This is a genomic window from Bacillus thuringiensis, assembly GCF_001182785.1.
GTDB lineage: Bacteria > Bacillota > Bacilli > Bacillales > Bacillaceae_G > Bacillus_A > Bacillus_A thuringiensis_S.
Genome location: NZ_CP012101.1, coordinates 113642 through 133097, shown reverse-complemented (window position 1 = coordinate 133097; position 19456 = coordinate 113642). Strand labels below are relative to the sequence as shown.

The following is a 19456-nucleotide window of genomic DNA, read 5'->3' as shown; positions in this document are numbered from 1 at the left end:
TCATAACATATTAGGTATGCATTCAATTAATTGCAATTAACTTGAAAAGTTGGTGGAAACATGAATAAGTTTAATAAATGTAATCATATTCCTTTTCCATGTGCCTTTCCTCCTGCAGGGCAAGGGCCAACAGGAGGAATAGGCCCAACCGGGCCAACAGGGCCCGGTGGAACAGGAATCGGTATAACAGGTCCAACTGGACCTACAGGGCCACAAGGAGAACCTGGGAATATAGGTCCAGTAGGACCGGAAGGACCTCCTGGTGTTACTGGATCGATAGGTCCACAAGGGGTACCTGGAATTCAAGGGGTACCTGGTGTTACTGGATCGACAGGTCCACAAGGGGTACCTGGAATTCAAGGGGTACCTGGTGTTATTGGATCGACAGGTCCACAAGGGGTACCTGGAATTCAAGGGATACCTGGAAATCCAGGTCCAACAGGACCTACGGGACCAATAGGTCCAACAGGAATTGGGGCAACAGGTCCAACAGGACCAGTAGGACCTACGGGTCTTGGAACAGGGGCAACAGGAGCAACAGGACCAGCGGGACCGACAGGACCATCTGGTGGCCCAACAGGACCGACAGGGGTAACAGGGCCAGCGGGTGGGGCAACAGGAGCAACAGGTCCAATAGGACCAGATGGTCCACCAGGTCCTGAAGGTCCAACAGGACCACAAGGTGTACAAGGAATTCAGGGGGAACCAGGTCCCGAAGGGCCAACGGGACCACAAGGTGTACAAGGAATTCAAGGTCCACCAGGTCCCGAAGGGCCAACAGGTATTCAAGGTAATCCTGGTTTACAAGGGCCTTCTGGGCCACAAGGACCATCAGGGCCCAATGCTCCTACAGCATACGCAAATCTTGCTTTTTCAAGTACAGGTACTCCTCAAACTGTTTTAAGTGGTGCTCCAGTTAATTTTAATAACAGTACTCAAGTTACTAACCTTATATTTGATGGTCTAAATACAATAATAATTATTGACTCAGGTATATATACAATAGAATATTTTATTGCTATAGATCCAACAAGCTTGCCTGCTATTCTTTTTGCTGTTGGTGTTAATAATCAAACTCAAAATCAAAGAAGTATGGGGATGAATACAAGTGGTTCAATAATTGCAGGCAATTTGATAGCATTTTTAAATGCAGGTGATCAAATTCAACTATATAATGTTGGACAAAATACTGTAATAATCCCTACAGTAACTGGTATTACCGAACCTGGTAATCCAACACCAGCGAATAGGCAGGGAGCACGCTTCTCTATATTTAGAATATTTTAATATTAACAAGGTTTATTATAAAATTAAAATAAATATGGAATACAAGTGATTTAAGTTAGAAAAAACACTCATTTGAGTGTTTTTTTTCTTCTTTTTATTATTTTGGGGATTTTTATGTGTTAAAGAGTTAAAAAAATTAAATGCCTAGATATACAAACAGATTTAACATGTATTTCATAACATATTAGGTATGCATTCAATTAATTGCAATTAACTTGAAAAGTTGGTGGAAACATGAATAAGTTTAATAAATGTAATCATATTCCTTTTCCATGTGCCTTTCCTCCTGCAGGGCAAGGGCCAACAGGAGGAACAGGCCCAACCGGGCCAACAGGGCCCGGTGGAACAGGAATCGGTATAACAGGTCCAACTGGACCTACAGGGCCACAAGGAGAACCTGGGAATATAGGTCCAGTAGGACCGGAAGGACCTCCTGGTGTTACTGGATCGACAGGGCCACAAGGGGAACCTGGAATTCAAGGGGTACCTGGTGTTACTGGATCGACAGGACCACAAGGCGTACAAGGAATTCAAGGGGTACCTGGTGTTACTGGATCGACAGGACCACAAGGCGTACAAGGAATTCAAGGGGTACCTGGGGATACTGGTCCAACCGGGCCAGCAGGACCAGTAGGATCAATAGGAGCTGGAGAAACCGGTCCAACCGGGCCAACAGGACTAACTGGCCCTGGAGCTGGTGCAACAGGAGCAACAGGAGCAACAGGAGCAACAGGACCTAGTGCTGGTGCAACAGGACCCACAGGAGCAACAGGACCCGGTGGTGGCACCACAGGAGCAACAGGACCAATAGGCCCAACTGGTCCACAAGGTTCGGTTGGCCCAACGGGACCACAAGGTGATCCAGGAATACAAGGTCCTTCTGGACCAGTAGGCCCAACAGGACCACAAGGTGATCCAGGAATACAAGGTCCTTCTGGACCAGTAGGCCCAACAGGACCGCAAGGTGATCCAGGAATACAAGGTCCTCCTGGGATATCAGGTCCAACAGGACCTGTGATGCGTGCGACGTATGGAACTCTTACTACTCAATTAACGGGTGGAAATCAGTTAGTTGTTTTAAGTGGTACTAACATTACGTTCAATTTTAATGCGGAAATTGTTAACGTAACATCTACTACAGCTGGATTTGTAATTATTGATACGGGTGTTTATGTAATAAATTATTATATTGCTATAGATCCAACAAGCCCGCCTCCTATTGTTTTTGCTGTAGGTATTAATGGTGAAACTCAACTACAAAGAAGTATGGGGAAGAATACAAGTGGTATAATAATTTCAGGCAATTTGATAGTATCTTTAAATGCAGGTGATTTAGTACAATTATTTAATGTCGGACCAAATACTGTAAATATTCCTACAGTAACTGGTATTCCTAATCCTGGTGTTCCAGGAAACTTTAATCGGCAAGCAGTTCGTTTTTCTATATATAGAAAATTTTAATATTATCCAGGCTATTATAAAATTAAAATAGATATGCGATGAAAGTGATTTAATGGAAAAAACACTCATTAGAGTGTTTTTTGTTTTTGAGTATGATTGTTGACTGGTAATGAGGGTTTTTTGCAAGCGAAAAGCCAGCACTCACACCCAAAAACTGGGGAGAATAGCATGATAAAACATTTTTACACAGTAGAATCATGTTATTATAAAGAAATTTGGTAGTCTTTAATTAGCCTTTAATTTAACCTCAAATTTAAGGGAGATGTATAGATGAACATTGGTAGACAGATACAATATTTTCGTAAATGGGATAATATGTCCCAAGAGAAGTTAGCAGAAAAAATCCATGTTTCCAGACAATCTATTTCTAACTGGGAAAATGAAAGGAACTATCCAGATATTCATAATTTACTAATGATGAGTATTCTCTTTAACGTCTCCCTAGATGATTTAGTTAAAGGAGATGTAAAGATCATGAAAGAAGAACTTCAAAAATCAACTTTCTTTAAGTGGAGTTACATCATGTTAGCATCAATGATTATACTTCCTATTTCTATTGCACCTGTATTTTACTTTTTTGGTTATTATGGTCTTATAATACTTTTTGTGCTTACGATTTTGTTTATGTTTTCATCACTGAAAGTTGAAAACATAAACAAAGAGCATAATTTAAAAACTTATCGTCAAATAGTTGATTTTATAGAGGGGAAACCTATAAGTGAGGTAAAGCCTAATATAAAAGATAAATTATTAAAAATAGGTTTAATGCTTGCAAGTGCTTTAATTAGTTATAGTTTAATTTATTTAGGATTGAGTGTATTTGGAAGATAACTTAGAAAACTATTAAAAGTCCTCCGGATTGTTTAACTGGAGGACTTTTGTGTTTACATAATTCCCGTTATTAGAAGTTATCATGCTGTTTTTAAGAAAGAAAAAGAGATCGATGAACGCCAAAAGAGCACTCTTTTAGGGGTTAGAGGTGGAACGACCCTTCACATATCAAATTGTGAAAGCTCACGGGTTCAGTCGTGGGTATTTATATCTAAAATGAAAAATCAAGATAATTTAATCAAATTAATTGATGCTGCAAGTTTTCGGCCATCACTAGTTTTTATAATTTCATTTAATACATTTCTCAATTGGACAGTAGCATTAGCTGGGATAAATACAATAGATCCACCAGAAATAGTGGCACAAACATTGCGATCGGCTTCATTATTAGTAACCCCAAATCGAGTTTGGTTGTTAGGAATTTCCACATCGTTTATGAATATTCCCAAATCTCTGTCACCCCCAGGATCAACGGGATTATAATTTACACTTACATAATATTCAATATAATAAGATCCAGCTTGAGCAACATGGATAGTTACTCCATCAGGATTTAGATTTACTCCACCATTTATCTGTCTAGTAGCATTCCAAGGCATAGGTTGGTTATTAATCAATGTGACAAAGTTAGTTTGATAAAAATTTCCGAAAGCTGGTGAAAATACACTTGATATTCCCTCGATGACAACTTTCTGTTGACATGTTGGAAATTCCTCATGACACCTACAGTTAGAGTGTCTATATCCGCATTTTTTACAACGCTCAGACAAAAAAACATCTCCCATCTTATCAATTTGTTATTAGCTATTAGTAAGGTATTAATTTTTTTATTAATCGGAAACTTGTTTTAAGAGATTTGATTTATTTATAAAAATTCTTCTTATATATAGTTAAGAGTAAATATAATATATATGAAATTGTACAGGTGGATTGTAAGAGCAATGCTTTTCGGTTGATTTTTAATTTTTGCCAAGCTGAACTGCCAATTCTCCTGTTCAAAGCATGATTTTCTCAATAGGGATTAACATTATGTGGGGGTTTGCCCCGACACGACGAGCCAGCACTCACATCCGAAAATAAGAAAAGCGTTAAAAAAGCAAAATCCCTAATAGAATTAGGATTCTGCTTTTTACTATTTTTCATATTTATTTGTTTGACAGAATGATAGTATTTATATGATTACATTTTAATATTGAATCCGTCGTTGGTTCGGGATCTGTAGAAAGATTTTGTACTTTTTTATAGAAGTAAAAATGCAAAAAATAAGGAAAGTGAGATTAAAAGATTCGATAAATAATTAAACGTAATGATTGAAAACCATTAGAAGGGGAAGTTATTAATGGTCCTGTACTGTTATTAATTAATTGAATATTATCTCCAGCTACTAAATTTCTAATTAAAGTAGTAGAAATTTCTCCTGCTGTTGTATCTAATTCCATAGTTCTTTGACCAGTAGTAGTACCATTAATACTCACAGATATTATTATAGGTGTTGTTGTGTTTGTTATACTAATTCCTACATAAAACCCTATAGTATAAGTACCTGAGTCTATTATAGTTAATGTATCAGAACCATTAAATGTAATATTGCTTGCTATCGGTTGAGAATTAAATATAAAAGGATCAGCAGGTGCTACAGTTTGATTTGAACCATTCTGTACTACTTCTATAAATGTTCCAGATAAATTGGGACCAGTTACTCCAGTAGGAAGAGTAAAAGGAGGAATAGGTGGTAATGTAGGACCAATTAAATTTGGATTTAATACGGCAGCATTTAAGCATTCATCTAGTATAGAATTTTGTGGTTTTTTTTATTTAACATAATTCACCGCCAAAAAAATATTGTAATTAATAAATGTATCAGATAAACAAGATAGAACTAATAAAGAATTTTATATCATTTAAAATAAAAAACATATCTATATTTAGTATCATATGTTATAAGATCTTGGTCCATTAAAGAAAGCTGCGGAAACAGTTGTTCTTTAATAAAATAAGCTGTCCATATGGACAGCTTATTTACATAATTTTCGTTATTTGAAGTTATTGAAAAAAACTCTTGTTCAGAGAGGGTTACTGTTTTAGCCTCTTGATTTGTAAATCTTGTCTGCTCTATTTACGCTAAGGAACGTCAGAACAGTTGTAAGAACACTAAGTACTATCCAATAGTCGCTTCCTTTTACAGCGAAAACAACTGATAGTATTGATAGTAATATTGCAAGTACGAAACCTGACATGGTTTTTGAATCTTTTAACATTATCCAATTCATTTTTTCTCCCCCTTTTCTTAATTGTATCATTCAAATATAATGATTTATTTAGATTTTTAGATGTATATAGTATTTATGTAAAGTTAACATAACGTCTCATTATTGGAAGTTACTTTTTGTTTTATTTTTCTCACTAATTTTAAGTCGTTTTGCATTTATGAAAAATGTGCTCCCAGTTACGAATATAACAGAAGAGATATACATTCCTATCCTGGCGCGATTTTAGGGTTCTCGTTTGTTATTGGATTAGCCGAAAAACTGTATAAAATCTTGCATACTCTTAGCGTACTTTTTTTGCCGAAGTACTGGAAATCCCCTTTTAAGAAAAAAGAAAAGACACCCCAAGGTGCCTTCCTCTGACTTGATAACCACTTTAATTTTAATAATATGTATTGGATGCTGACCCAATATATATATTATAGCATGTTTTAATATATTAGAACTTGAGAAATAATAAAAGCACTCAAAAGAATGCTTATCCATACATCTAATGTTTTTTACTAGATTTTTTATGTAATTTATTTCTTTCACAAGCCACACCATCACCATCGCGATCTAAATGTGAAGCATAAGCGGGGCTATCTGGAGTTATATCATAGTAACCGGCAGTATTTGTATCTTTACAGTTTGCAAAGTGAATTTTCTCTGGTTTAGGTGCAGCTTGTTGCTGAGGTGCTGTATTAGCTGTAGCCTTTTGATGTTCCTGTTCTTTTGCTCGGACTGCTTCTTGTTGTTTCTTTTGTTCAAAATATGGAAATCTTTCTTTTAGATTCAGAGGTGCAAAGGAATTAAGAAAGAACGCTTAGAATGCCATTTATATGGGCAAATTATTAGCATTTTACTCTGTACATCTACCATGTTTAAAATGCGTCAGTTACTCTTGGATAAGAAAAAGAAAGAGTTTAAGTGAATACAAATCCATTTATATGATAAAGAATTACTATCTATCGTTTCACCAATAAATATTTGATGGCTGCTGTCACCATTATTTTCTCTGTATGTGTTGTTTTATGGAGACCACTTGAGGCATATGTAAATATTACTGACCTTGTATATAGTGTTACTACACAATTTACTATTGATCAACTAATTGTACTTGCTTCAATTGTTACCATGCTTATATTTATCGGTTCTTATTTCTTAATGGTGAGAATTTATAAACGTACTGATTTTAAAAATTATTTTTAAATGAAATATAGAATAATTAACCAGTAACTGTTGTACAATTTTATTCTTAAACGCTTTGGTGCTACTCAATCGCTATCAAACTAATAAAAAAAAGTTCTCCCCTCAAATGAAAAAATACGATATTCTTTCTGCAGAATCATAGGAAAGGATATCGTATTTTCATATTTGTAGGCTTTTTTAGATACAAAAAATAATAGAAATGAAAAAAATAGATATTAGTAACCTATATATGTCTTAATGTAAAATATATAATTTATTTAATTGAAATATAATATATAGAATATAAGATTTATTGTATGAAGTTTATTTTTACAAATGAGGTGTAATTAATGTCTGTAAGTAAAGTAAAAATTGCAAGAGTAGAAAAAGGTCTGACCCAACAAGAGTTAGCCGATATTGTGAACGTTACACGACAAACCATTAGTCTTATTGAAATAACCATTCTTTAAAACTTTGCATTCATATAGCTAAAACACTAGATAAAACCTTAGATAAATTATTTTGGAAGGAACTTTAAAATGGAAAAACTAAAAAATGATTTTCACTCAGTACACAATCAGATGAAAGCATTCAACAAATCGAAATGAAAATTTGGGCTAAATCTGGAATTGTTGTCCTACTTATAGCTTTTGCTGATTTTATAATAAGAGGAGCATATCTACAACGTCCATTTCTCGAATGGGCTGCTTCATTAGCTATTATAATTTTTTATATGATATTCTTTTTTATTAAATCTATTCTGACTGTTGTTTTATGAAACAGATATTAATAATAAAGAATAATTAAATGAAAAAATGAGTAATACCTTTATTTTTTGTTTTGTCGCAATAGGTGCTACCACATACAAATATAACTTACCTGAAGATTTCGTTGGATGGTTATCAGTAATAGCAAGATTCATTATACTTTTCGCTTTCCTATTTGGTATTCAATATCTTATTATAGTATTAGCATGGAAGAAATTAAATAAAATTTAATAAGTATAGACAAAAAAGCTTATCTTTTAGCACTTAATGATAAGCTTTTTATTGAAGTTTATCCAGTTTAATAAAACATTATAAAAAGAGGAAGCACTCTTTGTTTTCTTATTAATTAATTTATAATTATTATGGATTAAACCTCATATTTTTTAATTGAAATTCCAACTACATTTAAAAAGAGCTCTTTTATCTTATTCCCATCAAGCTAACACTTTGATTATCATTTTACCTATAAATTAACCGTAGGTTAATTATTAATCCATAAACTTTGCCAGGAATTTTAATAAGAAGCATAAAGGTAACTAGAATTAAGGTGTTTTATGCTAAAAAAACTAGAATATCAATAAAACCTTCACTGAAAGATAGCACCAACAATAACCAAATTTCTTTCGCTAATCCTAGAAATAAAAAGTCGATTTCCTGTACGTTAAGAAATCGACTTTTTAGTGAGTAACTTAATTTCTTTATTAGACTCGATCTTGGTTAAAGTAAATTCAAAATATCTTTTGGTGTATTTAATACATAATCAGCTTTTTCAAAACCTTCTCACCTGAAATTGATTTTACATAATCTTAGCTTGATAGCAATGGAGTACCACCAGCATTTCGGAAAACCCCTACGCTAAGAGCATGTAAGATTTTATACACTTTTTCGGCTAATCCAATAACAAACGAGAACCCTAAAATCGCGCAAGGATAGGAATGTATAAAAAGATGCATAAAATTATAGGAAAAGAAAAAGGAAAATTTCTTGTGAGAATAAGATTCTGCCTTTTTCCTTGCTACTGATAATGAGACGTTATGACAACTTGACTTGTATACAATATACAAACCAAATCACAAAACATATTACTCCTTATAAATGGTATAATAAGGAAAATAAGGGGCTAAATAATGCCTTTAGGAACTACTATTTCTTACATCATTATTACAATAATCATTGGTGCACTATTGGGAGGGATTATACGTATAATTCTGCGTAACAATAATCACAAAAAACAAGATCCAATTGAGCAAAAGTTAGATAGAGTTATTCAACTGTTAGAAAAACAAAACAAAGATTGACCTTCTCTGCAAACAAGAGTGGTTTGCTATAAAAATCATTAATAGGAGCTAAAACATGAATTTTGCAGAGAAAGAAATTAAGAAAACCAAACAAAGAGTGTTAATTATATTATTTTGTATAGTTGGGTTGTTCGTATACGGAGTGTATTGGGCATTCTTCAGTATGAAGCGACTACCTACAGGTGAAAAGATTGCTGAAAAACAATCTCCTGACGGAACATATACATTTAAAGCTTATGTAACAAATGGCGGAGCAACAGCAAGTTTTGCTGTTAGGGGAGAGTTAGTATTTAATCATCGTGAATATTTCAAGACAAAGAATGTGTATTGGAATTACCGAGAAGATACAGCAAAGATTGTATGGAAAGACAATGATACAGTAATCATTAACGGACATACGTTAAATGTTCCTGAGGATACATACGATTTCAGAAACGAATAACTGTAGACTTATAGATACATTGACTACCGTTAACGGGAATTATGTAAAAAAGGAGGGAGAATATGATTAAAAAAGCTAGTGAAAATGATTTAAATGAAATTCTAACAAAATCAGATAATTCTCTATACGAAGGAACCGCCAAGACCTTTAAACCTACACGAGAACGAGTAAAAGAGATTGTACAAATAGCATTAGAACAAGGAGCATACTACCTAGTATCCAAAGATGATGACAACTTAAAAGGATGGATTCTAATTGGCAGTGGTAAAGATTATTTTTCACAAGAGAGTGTAGGATTCATTTACGAATTATATATTTTACCAGAGTATCGTGGTCAAAAGATTTCAAAGAAATTGATGAAAGCAGGTATAGACGAATTGTCTTTAAAAGGACATAAGGAAATACGATTAAATGTTCATGTAAAGAACTTTGCAAGAGAATTATATAAAGAATTTGGCTTTGTAGATCGGCAGATTTCAATGAGTTTAACCTGTAAATAATGAATTACAAATAACAAGAATTATTGGTAAATATGAAACCCCTTCAGTTTACTTGCTGAAGGGATTTTTTCTAGATACATTGAATACCGATAAGTGGGGTTATGTTAATTTTATATAGACTGAATAAGATTGATAGATAAAACAATTATTAAAGTAAAAAGAACCTTTTAAAAGGTTCTTTTTACTAAGGCTCATATATTTTCGTTTGGGTACTTATATTATATGAGTTGACTGAAGCTACAGACAAAAAAAGGATACCAGCCCTTCAAATGTATTATAACATATATTTTCATATTATATCTTAATGATATTTAAGCGGATGCTATGAAACCTTTATTTATGTTGTTTCTAATGTATACTTTTGTTTTGGAGAACAATCAATTTCTTAAGTTAATGGTGATGGGTTGCTAGCCCTAAATCTTGTTAAAACGTACATAGTAGTTCTTTGTTTGAGTTTTTGAAACCAATGAAGAACTACTATTTTACTACTTTTATTTAATTATCTTGACAGTGATAGATTTGTACTCCTAGTAGAAAAGTGCCTTTTGCTTATAATGTAATATATAACTTAATCAATTAAAAAGGAGAATGTAGCATGGGACAAAGTATTAATCACATTTGTTTTTCAGTCTCTAATCTAGAGCAATCCACTGAGTTTTATCAAAATATACTTCAAGCAAAATTATTAGTAAAAGGTAGAAAGTTAGCTTATTTTGATTTAAATGGTCTATGGATTGCTTTAAATGTTGAAGAAAGTATACCAAGAAATGAAATTCAGCACTCATACACACATATAGCCTTTACTGTAACAAATAATGAATTTGATTCTTTAAAAGAAATATTAATTCAAAATCATGTTAAGATCTTACCTGGACGAGAGAGAGATGAACGAGATAAACGGTCTATTTATTTTACAGATCCAGATGGTCACAAGTTTGAATTTCATACTGGTACTTTACAAGATCGTTTACAATATTATAAAGAAGATAAAAAGCATATGACTTTTTACTGATAAAAAAGCTAGTAAAATACTAGCTTTTCGCTCTTCCATTTACTCTTTAAACTATGAAGACTCTTTTAGTATTCCCCTAAACAAAATTATCAATTTTCCAAAATCTATTTATATGAATTTAACTCGTTTTTTTCGTTTCGGGGGTATTTCAAACCCCTAGCTTGATAGCGATGTGGCGGTACCCCTTAATAAGCATAATCACGTTCTGATGTTAGAACGAGGTTTAAGTAAAGTTATTTAATGTTTGATGTTTTTGAATATTCAAATATTATTTTATCAAGTTTAATAAACTAACATTATTTGTAAAACGTGTTAAGTTTGTTGTGTAAGATATAAAAATACTTGAGGGGGATGTTTAATATGAGAAAAATGAAAAGAATTAAAGGGTTAGCTTTAGCTTGTGCAATCGGTTTAAGTTCATTTAGTTTTATTGGCGTAACAAGCGCTAGTGCGGCAGAAAACACCAATTTCACATCAAATAAAGCAGCTAAGGGTCTTGCAGTCTGTAACGCACAATATGAAAATACAAAAGTACGAACTGAAGCAAGTACGAGTTCAAAAATAGCGTATTACGTTGCCAATGGAACTAGATTTAATGGTGAATGGGTAAAAGGACAAACTGTCAATGGAACTAATCAATGGTTAAAATTTTACGACTCAAACTGGAAAACCTATTTATACGTTTCAAAATCAGTATGTAACTAAGTACAAAATATAAAAATACTTGAGGGGGGAATTTTTATGTTCAAGAAATTAGTAGTTGGGGCATTAGCAACTGGAATTATGTTATCTGGTGCAGGTGGAGCGATGGCTGCAACACCTAATACTGAAAGTCCGAAGCAAGAAAAGGTTACTATGGCAGTGCAACCGATTGAAAAGATTGGGATTTATAAACATGGGTATGCTTCTAGAGAAGATATACCGAACGTAGTAAAAGACTCTAGTACCGGTATCACGTGGTACTTGAAAAACGCATATATAGGTTCGGGTGGTAGATGGACAGCTTATTTTGAAGGCTGGCGTGTGTAAGATATAAAAATACTTAAGGGGGAAATTTTATGTTCAAGAAATTAGTAGTTGGAGCATTAGCGACTGGTATTATGTTATCTAGTGCAGGTGGAGCGATGGCTGCAACACCTAATACTGAAAGTCCGAAGCAAGAAAAGGTTACTATGGCAGCGGAAAAGAAAACGCTGAGAGTACCAGGGTTTGCTACTAGAGAAGAGATACCGAACAAAGTCGTCACTGTAATTGGTATCACGTGGTATTTAAAAGGGGCAACGAAAGAAATGGATAAAACATGGACAGCTTATTATGAGGGTTGGAGTAATTAATTAAACTTATTTTTAATTTGTGTAAGATATAAAAATATTTGAGGGGGAAATTTTATGTTCAAGAAATTAGTAGTTGGGGCATTAGCGACTGGAATTATGTTATCTGGTGCAGGTGGAGCGATGGCTGCAACACCTAATACTGAAAGTCCGAAGCAAGAAAAGGTTACTATGGCAGCGGCAGAGGAAACTCTTTGGCTGTTAAAAAGAGGGTATTTTGCTAAAGCTTCTGTACCGAGCACAATCAAAGAATTTGGTGTCACGTGGTATTTGAAAAAGACATATCAAGAACCGAATCTTTCATGGACAGGTTATTTTGAAAACAAGCGTTAATTAATTAAATCTATTTATAATAAAAAGTCTCTTATAAAGAGGCTTTTTTATTTGTGTAAAATCATAAAGAAAAGACACCATAAGGTGCCTTCCTCCGACTTGAACTACTTTAATTTTAATAATATGTATTGGACTCCCATCCAAATATTATTTTACCATGTTAAGTATTATTGGTTATTGAGAAAAATTAAAAGCACTCATAAGAGTGCTTATCCTTAAATCTAATGTTTTTTACTAGATTTTTTATGTCCTTTATTTCGTTCACAAGCCACGCCATCTCCATCACGATCTAAATGCGAAGCATAAGCTGGGCTATCTGGAGTTATATCATAGTAACCGGCATTATTTGCATCTGTACAGTTTGCAAAGTGAACTTTCTCTTGTTTAGGTGCAGCTTGTTGCTGAGGTGCTGTATTAGCTACAGCTTTTTGTTTTTCCTGTTGTCTTTGAGCCTCTTCTTGTTTGCGTTGCTCATCTAATCGCTTTTGCTCTTCAGCCTGTTTTTGTTCTTCGGCTTTTTTCTGTTCTTCTATTTTCTTTTGTTCCTCTTCCTGTTTTTGCTCATCTAGCTTTTTTTGTTCATCTTCTTTTTTAGTTTCTTGTTTTGGTTCTTCTGATGTACTTGCTTTATCATTTGAACCACAAGCAGCCAATCCCATAAGTAACACGCTGCATGCTAAAGCCATTAATAATTTTTTGCTCATAATTTAATTCCTCCAAGATATATAAAATGTAATATTTCTGGACAATCTTATCAAAATAAACATATGTATATTGTCATATTATGTCGAATGAAAATGAAAAAGGAGAGAGCCATAACTCTCAATGGGAAAATGATAAGAATTTACCGGTGGATATTAGAGAAATATACTCTGTTTTTCACTAATATTGAATAATGGTTTTTATCAAATCTATAGGGAGATGTGGTTTTAATGTGGGTAGGAAGGAGTGTGTTTCAAAAGATGTACCTTTTGAAGTGTTTTTAAAGAGGTTCATATGTAAAAAGTAAAACTATGTTTAGGTATTTGTATAATTTGTAAAACACGCCGTTGAATATCCAAATAAAAGCCCAGTAATATCATGCATAGGTACCGATATTACTGGGCTTTATGAGTTTAACATTTTGTATGTTTTGTTAAACTCATTTATTAAATAAAAAAATCCCTTCACGATTTGTGAAGGGGTCAGTATACATTGAAAGGGGATTTCCATTTTAATATGTAAAAGACAAAACGCTTATTGATAAAATTATCCTTTTTATTTTTGCCGCTTTTAATTCACTGTAAAGAAACTGTAAAGATTAAATTCATCCTATATAGGTTTTAGGTGTTCCTCATTAGACATGTATATTTGATAAATCATAATCTTTTATACAATATTGCATAAAAAACTACCTGCTACGGGTGTAACTTAGGCCCTACTCAAACAGCTCGTTCAATACAAGAAATAGATAGAAAGCAAATTGCTTGGATTAATCAAAGACATGTAACAGTTTAAGATTTAGACAAAGTAATTCAAGGTTTTCTGGACAGATGCCTATTATGTTATGTTTCTATTCTGATTAATAATCAATAAAGTTAAATATACAGTTATTTCGTTTTTATTCTACCAATAATTTTTTTAAAATAATAGTCTTTTTAATTTATTTTTATATTCTAAGATTTGGATATGGAGTTAATAAATGATATTAATTCTATAAAAATTAAATTTTAATTATATTTTACAGGAGGTAATTTTTATGACTAAAGAATCTTTATCAGCAAAAATGGAAAGTGTTTCTGCACAAGAACTTTCTTTTGAAGAAGCTCAAAAAATCGACGGTGGTATTGTTCCATTCTTAGTAGCAGCAGGTTATGTAACAACTGGTAGTGCTGTTGTAGGTGTTGGTTATGTAGGTGGTAAATGGGTTGGAAAGCATATTTTCAAATAAGTAAATAGTACTTTAATAATTTAAAAAAGGAGGAGATTTTTGTGGAAAATCTTTCATTAGTTGGATGTAAATCTTTAACTGAAAATGAAAAACAAGAAACAAATGGTGGTATTGCCCCTATAATTTATGTTGGTGGTTTATTGGTTGTTGGTGCAGGTGCAGGTCTTTATGATGCTTGGACTGAAAGTAAAAGTAAGAAAAAGAAATAAATTTTAAGTAATAGGTGTGTATGATAATGATTAATACTGATGTTATAAAACAAGAATTAGAAATATTCTTAAATCAGTATCCTACTTTAAAAATGATGCTGTTGGTAATTATTTCAGGATTAATAATATTCTTAGGTTATAAACTAGGATCATTTACATATCGACTTTTTACATGATTTTTAAAGCCATTTTTTTAGTCTATATAGATGTGTAATTTATTTTACATCTATATAGACTTATTTAATTAATTTTTATGATTTGAATGGTATTATTAATACTAATTTTATAAATTATGTTTTAAAAAAATAGTGATTTACGAATAGTATGTGCGAAAAAGGAAAAGTTTTTTCATAGATACTATTTGTAAAAAAGCAATAGGAATATTTAATAAATATAAAAAGAATAGAGGAATTTAAAATGAATTGGGAACCTAGTAATTTAAATAATCTTTCTAAAGATGATGCAACTATTACTGTAGAAAAAGCTAATAAAATAATGATTTTCTTTTCAATTATAATTACTTTGTTTGTGCTTTTTTTGTATAGATTTATTTGGGGAGTAAGTACATGGGAAAATTCTATGCAATTTGTATTAGTTTGTTTAATAAGTTTTGTTTCTATCATTATACATGAATTGTTACATGCAATTGGGTTTAATTTTTTTGGTAAAGTAAATTGGTCTGATATCAAATTCGGTATAGTATGGAAATCTTTAACTCCTTATGCTCATTGTAAAAAGGCAATAGGAATAAATGCTTATCGTATTTCAATTTTGATGCCTATTGTTATTTTGGGTATTTTACCTACTTTTATAGGTTTATTAATTGGTAATGGTTTTATAACTATTTTAGGTACTTTTATGATTTTAGGAGGATTAGGGGATGTTTTAATTTTTTATTTAATTTATTCTTATGATGCTAATTCTATAGTAAAGGATCATTCGGAAAAAATAGGCTGTGAAGTTTTTTATAAAGAAAATATTAATTGATATTACTATTAAATGTTATTTTTTAATGTTTTAGAAAGAAGGTTGGAAAAGTGTGTTTAAAAAATTTAATTGGATACAACAGCATGATTTAAAAGATTGTGGTCCAGCATGTCTTGCTATGATTTCTAGACATTATGGACTTTCTATATCTATTTCTAAAATTAGAGAAATAGCCGGTACAGATTTGCAAGGTACAAATGTACAAGGTCTTTTAGAATCAGCTGAAAGATTGGGATTTGATACAAAAGGAGTTAGAGTAACGGAATTAAAGTCATTATATGAGGTTCCTTTACCAGCTATTGCACATGTTAATATGCCAGGTGGTTTATTACATTATGTGGTTATTTATAAAGTGAAGAAAAAGAAAGTATATGTTGCTGATCCAGCTAAAGGTCTTGTAACTTATTCATTAGAAGATTTTTGTAAAATTTGGACAGGAATTTTGGTTTTACTTATTCCTGGGCAAAAATTCGAAAAAGGTAAAGTATCACAAGGAACGTTTACTAGATTTTTATCATTATTGAAACCACAGAAACATTTATTATTTCCTATATTTTTGGCTTCTATCTTCTTTAATATATTTGGATTATTAGGGGCATTTTACTTTAAATTTTTAATAGATGATATTGTAGCTAATCAATTACTTCAGACACTGTATATTGTGTCTATTGGAGTTATTATATTGTATATTTTTAAAGTAGTGCTTTCTTATTTTAGGACTCATTTAATTTTATATTTGAGTAGGCGAATTGATGTTCAATTGATGCTTGGATATTACCGTCATGTAGTAGGATTACCTATGAGTTTTTTTGAAACAAGAAAAGTAGGCGAAATTATTTCTCGTTTTATGGATGCAGGTAAAATACGTGATGCATTATCAACGATAACAGTTACATTAATGATTGATACATTGATGGTTACATTAGGAGCAATTTTATTATATATACATAGTCCAACTTTATTTGGTGTTACGCTTTTACTTGTTCCTTTCTACATCGGTATTATTTTTATATTTCATAAACCATATCAAAATATTAATCGTGAAGAAATGGAGAGTAATGCAAAATTAACATCATATTTAGTAGAGTCTTTAAATGGAATTGCAACTGTAAAATCTTATAATGCTGAAAAAGAAGTGTTTTTTCAAACAGAAAGTCGTTTTGTAAAATTATTAAATCATGTATTTAAAAGAGGAATGCTATCTAATTTACAAGGTTCCGTGAAAATGGGACTTGAATTAATTGGAGGTACAGTGATTCTTTGGGTTGGTGCTATACAAGTGTTGGATGGGAATATGACTATTGGAGAATTAATAACATATAATGCACTTCTAGCGTATTTTTTAAATCCAATTGAAAATTTAATAGGTATTCAACCTACTATGCAATCCGCATTAGTTGCGGGTGAAAGATTAAATGAAATTTTTGATTTAGACCCAGAAAAAGGTGAAAAAGAATATAACAAAGTATCTCCTAAACAGTTATCTGGTAGTATTGCATGTTCTAATGTTACATTCCGTTATGGTACGCGTAAAAATGTTTTAAATGCTGTTAATTTTTCTATTGATTCAGGAAACCAAATAGCTTTTGTAGGAGAAAGTGGTTCTGGTAAAACTACTATTTCAAAGTTGTTAATGGGTTATTATGAACCGCAACAAGGAGATATTTATTATGATGATTATCATATTAAAGAAATAAATAGGACGGATTTACGTAATCGTATTGCATATGTTTCTCAAGAATCGTTTTTCTTTAGTGGTTCAATTTTTGATAATTTACGATTCGGATTAGAATATCAAGTTACCCTAGAAGATATTATACAAGTATGTAAGGATGCAGCTGTTCATGATTTTATTAGTGAACTACCATTACGTTATGAAACTTTGTTAGAAGAAAATGCATCAAATTTATCAGGCGGACAGAGACAACGTCTAGCAATTGCAAGAGCATTATTAAAGAAACCGGATATTTTAATTTTAGATGAGGCAACAAGTAATTTAGATTCTACAACCGAGAAACATATTATAGACATGTTGAGAGAATTAAGAAATAAAGGAATAACAGTGATTATGATTGCCCATAGATTAAGTACAATTCAACATGCTAATAAGATTTTTGTTATGGAAAAAGGAACAATCATAGAACAAGGTTCTCATGAAAAGTTATTATTTGAAAAAGGTGAATATTATCGTTTATGGAAAAACCAAACTGTTCATGCAGAACATATAGAATCACAATCTTATGCAATGTGGGGAAATCAAGATGAATAAGATATATTCTTTTGATCAGTTAACTGATAGTACGGAATTACTAGAAAGAAGACCCCCTCGTTTTATTACTTGGTTATTAGGGTTTTTTTCTTTAGTTTTTTTATTTTTTTCGATTTTGGCATATTTCGGGAAAATGGATATCGTTAGTGAAGGAACAGCAATTGTACAAGGTAAATCTGAGGTGAGTGTAATTCGTACTCAGATTACGGGAGTTGTTGAAGATGTTTTGGTTGTTTCTGGTGATGAAGTGAAACAAGGAGATGTTTTAGTTCAATTAAAAAATACAGAGTTGACTTATAAACAGAATCAATCTGATCAAATTGTTAAACATTTAGAGAAACAAAAAGGAATGTTAGAAGAGTTGAAAAATAGTATTCGACTTAAGAAATTATCTTTTTCTGATGGAGTAGATGAAAAAATAAGAGATGAATATAAGGCTTATGAACAAGGTTATAAATCTTTACAGAATGAAAAGGAAAATGAGATGAGGACATTAGATAATAGTAAAATGTCTAATGAACAAGATGATGTTTTGCAAGGTTTGATTATGGAGAAAGAAAATCTTAAAAGAGAGAGTGAATCTATTAATAAACAAAAAATAAAGGCTGATGTTTCTGAAGAAGAGAAAGAAATATTGAATGATAAAGTATTATTGCTTGAAGCTCAAAAAAATAGTATAGAAAAGAGAATAGAACAAAGAAAAATAGTATTAGAAAATGAAAGAAAGAAAGTTGAAACAGTTAAAGAAGGAAAACAAGAAGAAAAGAAATATAAATTAAATCAATATGAAGAAAATACAATTGTTTCTATTAACCAGCGAATTCAATCTTTAGAACATAGTATTTTTGAAAAAAAACAAGAATTTGATGGATTAAATAGTCAAAGTGAAACTACTGTTGTTAAAGCGGTAAAAGATGGTATTGTACAATTCCCAGTAATGTTGCAGTCTGGTAATTTAATTGATTCTGGACAAGAAGTAGTTTCTATTATTCCAAAGAGCGACGAGAAAAAAATAAAAATGCTATTTTCAGCTCAAGAAGTAAAAGGAATTAAAAAGGGAGATAGGGTACAATATTCTTTACAATTAAAGAAAATGGATAAACAAGTAGGAGTAGTTACCTATGTATCTACTCATCCTATTTTTGAAAAAGATTCTAAGTCTTATATGTATGAATTAGAAGCGACAATTGATATATCTAATCAAGGTGACTTAAATACAGGAATGGTAGGAAAAGCTTCTGTCATAACAGGAGAAGAACCAATTTGGAAATTTGTATTAAGGAAGTTAGATTTTATTTCTAATTAATAGAGAAAGGTTGATTCCAATTATTACAGGAATCAACCTTTTGTTTGTTATAGATA

21 protein-coding genes and 5 pseudogenes are annotated in these 19456 nt (G+C 31.9%); 21 read left to right on the top strand and 5 right to left on the bottom strand.

Annotation, left to right across the window (positions count from 1 at the left end):
• The first annotated feature begins 60 nt into the window (after window positions 1-60).
• From AC241_RS30120 to AC241_RS30110, 3 genes are all read left to right on the top strand, one after another.
• Window positions 61-1287 carry a collagen-like protein gene (locus AC241_RS30120; RefSeq protein ID WP_050845476.1) on the top strand — a complete coding sequence of 409 codons (1227 nt, stop codon included), beginning with the start codon at window positions 61-63 and terminating at the stop codon, window positions 1285-1287.
• A 234-nt stretch (window positions 1288-1521) separates the two neighbouring features.
• The gene (locus AC241_RS35935; RefSeq protein WP_050845475.1) at window positions 1522-2748 is read left to right on the top strand and encodes a collagen-like protein; all 1227 of its coding nucleotides are present in this window, start codon (window positions 1522-1524) and stop codon (window positions 2746-2748) included.
• 270 nt (window positions 2749-3018) lie between these two features.
• Window positions 3019-3579, top strand: a complete 561-nt coding sequence (locus tag AC241_RS30110; protein WP_050845474.1) for a helix-turn-helix transcriptional regulator — start codon at window positions 3019-3021, stop codon at window positions 3577-3579.
• Window positions 3580-3803: 224 nt separating this feature from the next.
• Here AC241_RS30110 and AC241_RS30105 read toward each other — a convergent pair whose 3' ends face one another.
• The 4 genes and pseudogenes from AC241_RS30105 to AC241_RS33900 all read right to left on the bottom strand — a co-directional run.
• Window positions 3804-4349, bottom strand: coding sequence for a hypothetical protein (locus AC241_RS30105; protein WP_050845473.1), 546 nt, complete (start codon window positions 4347-4349; stop codon window positions 3804-3806).
• 507 nt (window positions 4350-4856) lie between these two features.
• On the bottom strand, window positions 4857-5327 hold the full coding sequence (locus AC241_RS35435) for a Gly-Xaa-Xaa repeat protein (protein WP_224414219.1): 471 nt from the start codon (window positions 5325-5327) through the stop codon (window positions 4857-4859).
• A gap of 333 nt (window positions 5328-5660) precedes the next feature.
• Entirely contained in the window at window positions 5661-5849 is a 189-nt protein-coding gene (locus AC241_RS30100; protein ID WP_050845472.1) for a hypothetical protein, read from the bottom strand.
• A gap of 487 nt (window positions 5850-6336) precedes the next feature.
• Window positions 6337-6594: pseudogene (locus AC241_RS33900) on the bottom strand (excalibur calcium-binding domain-containing protein); the annotation flags it as partial.
• Between AC241_RS33900 and AC241_RS33895 the strand changes: the two are divergent.
• From AC241_RS33895 to AC241_RS30050, 12 genes and pseudogenes are all read left to right on the top strand, one after another.
• A pseudogene (locus tag AC241_RS33895) lies at window positions 6586-6808 on the top strand (IS4 family transposase); the annotation flags it as partial. The pseudogenes AC241_RS33900 and AC241_RS33895 overlap by 9 nt on opposite strands.
• 7 nt (window positions 6809-6815) lie before the next feature.
• On the top strand, window positions 6816-7037 hold the full coding sequence (locus AC241_RS33890) for a hypothetical protein (RefSeq protein WP_230690643.1): 222 nt from the start codon (window positions 6816-6818) through the stop codon (window positions 7035-7037).
• 329 nt (window positions 7038-7366) lie between these two features.
• Window positions 7367-7554, top strand: a pseudogene (locus AC241_RS30090) (helix-turn-helix transcriptional regulator).
• Between the two features lies 1 nt (window position 7555).
• Window positions 7556-8014, top strand: a pseudogene (locus AC241_RS30085) (hypothetical protein).
• A gap of 896 nt (window positions 8015-8910) precedes the next feature.
• Window positions 8911-9081 (top strand): DUF4083 family protein, encoded by a 171-nt coding sequence (locus tag AC241_RS33885; protein ID WP_080990942.1) that lies wholly within the window; start codon window positions 8911-8913, stop codon window positions 9079-9081.
• A gap of 55 nt (window positions 9082-9136) precedes the next feature.
• Window positions 9137-9523, top strand: coding sequence for a DUF5412 domain-containing protein (locus AC241_RS30080; protein WP_050845470.1), 387 nt, complete (start codon window positions 9137-9139; stop codon window positions 9521-9523).
• Between the two features lie 62 nt (window positions 9524-9585).
• Complete coding sequence (locus tag AC241_RS30075) at window positions 9586-10023, top strand: GNAT family N-acetyltransferase (RefSeq protein ID WP_050845469.1); 438 nt, start codon at window positions 9586-9588, stop codon at window positions 10021-10023.
• 595 nt (window positions 10024-10618) lie between these two features.
• On the top strand, window positions 10619-11035 hold the full coding sequence (gene fosB, locus AC241_RS30070; RefSeq protein WP_050845468.1) for a FosB family fosfomycin resistance bacillithiol transferase: 417 nt from the start codon (window positions 10619-10621) through the stop codon (window positions 11033-11035).
• A 360-nt stretch (window positions 11036-11395) separates the two neighbouring features.
• The gene (locus AC241_RS30065) at window positions 11396-11740 is read left to right on the top strand and encodes an SH3 domain-containing protein (protein WP_050845467.1); all 345 of its coding nucleotides are present in this window, start codon (window positions 11396-11398) and stop codon (window positions 11738-11740) included.
• 36 nt (window positions 11741-11776) lie between these two features.
• A complete protein-coding gene (locus AC241_RS30060; protein ID WP_050845466.1) occupies window positions 11777-12064 on the top strand; it encodes an LCI fold-containing protein in 288 nt (95 codons plus the stop codon).
• A gap of 29 nt (window positions 12065-12093) precedes the next feature.
• Window positions 12094-12369 (top strand): LCI fold-containing protein, encoded by a 276-nt coding sequence (locus AC241_RS30055; protein WP_050845465.1) that lies wholly within the window; start codon window positions 12094-12096, stop codon window positions 12367-12369.
• A gap of 54 nt (window positions 12370-12423) precedes the next feature.
• Window positions 12424-12699, top strand: a complete 276-nt coding sequence (locus AC241_RS30050) for a hypothetical protein (protein ID WP_050845464.1) — start codon at window positions 12424-12426, stop codon at window positions 12697-12699.
• Window positions 12700-12920: 221 nt separating this feature from the next.
• Here AC241_RS30050 and AC241_RS30045 read toward each other — a convergent pair whose 3' ends face one another.
• Complete coding sequence (locus tag AC241_RS30045; protein ID WP_050845463.1) at window positions 12921-13403, bottom strand: excalibur calcium-binding domain-containing protein; 483 nt, start codon at window positions 13401-13403, stop codon at window positions 12921-12923.
• 691 nt (window positions 13404-14094) lie between these two features.
• On the opposite strand from AC241_RS30045, the pseudogene AC241_RS34460 reads away from it, so the two are divergent.
• The 6 genes and pseudogenes from AC241_RS34460 to AC241_RS30025 form a co-directional block, all read left to right on the top strand.
• A pseudogene (locus tag AC241_RS34460) lies at window positions 14095-14190 on the top strand (Tn3 family transposase); the annotation flags it as partial.
• Window positions 14191-14437: 247 nt separating this feature from the next.
• Window positions 14438-14629, top strand: a complete 192-nt coding sequence (locus tag AC241_RS30040; RefSeq protein WP_050845462.1) for a class IIb bacteriocin, lactobin A/cerein 7B family — start codon at window positions 14438-14440, stop codon at window positions 14627-14629.
• Window positions 14630-14670: 41 nt separating this feature from the next.
• Window positions 14671-14838 (top strand): class IIb bacteriocin, lactobin A/cerein 7B family, encoded by a 168-nt coding sequence (locus AC241_RS33880; protein WP_080990941.1) that lies wholly within the window; start codon window positions 14671-14673, stop codon window positions 14836-14838.
• A 417-nt stretch (window positions 14839-15255) separates the two neighbouring features.
• Entirely contained in the window at window positions 15256-15825 is a 570-nt protein-coding gene (locus AC241_RS30035; protein ID WP_050845461.1) for a DUF3267 domain-containing protein, read from the top strand.
• Between the two features lie 52 nt (window positions 15826-15877).
• Window positions 15878-18094 carry a peptidase domain-containing ABC transporter gene (locus AC241_RS30030; protein WP_050845460.1) on the top strand — a complete coding sequence of 739 codons (2217 nt, stop codon included), beginning with the start codon at window positions 15878-15880 and terminating at the stop codon, window positions 18092-18094.
• The gene (locus AC241_RS30025; RefSeq protein WP_050845459.1) at window positions 18087-19400 is read left to right on the top strand and encodes an HlyD family secretion protein; all 1314 of its coding nucleotides are present in this window, start codon (window positions 18087-18089) and stop codon (window positions 19398-19400) included. The genes AC241_RS30030 and AC241_RS30025 overlap by 8 nt, the downstream gene beginning before the upstream one ends.
• Window positions 19401-19456: the final 56 nt, after the last annotated feature.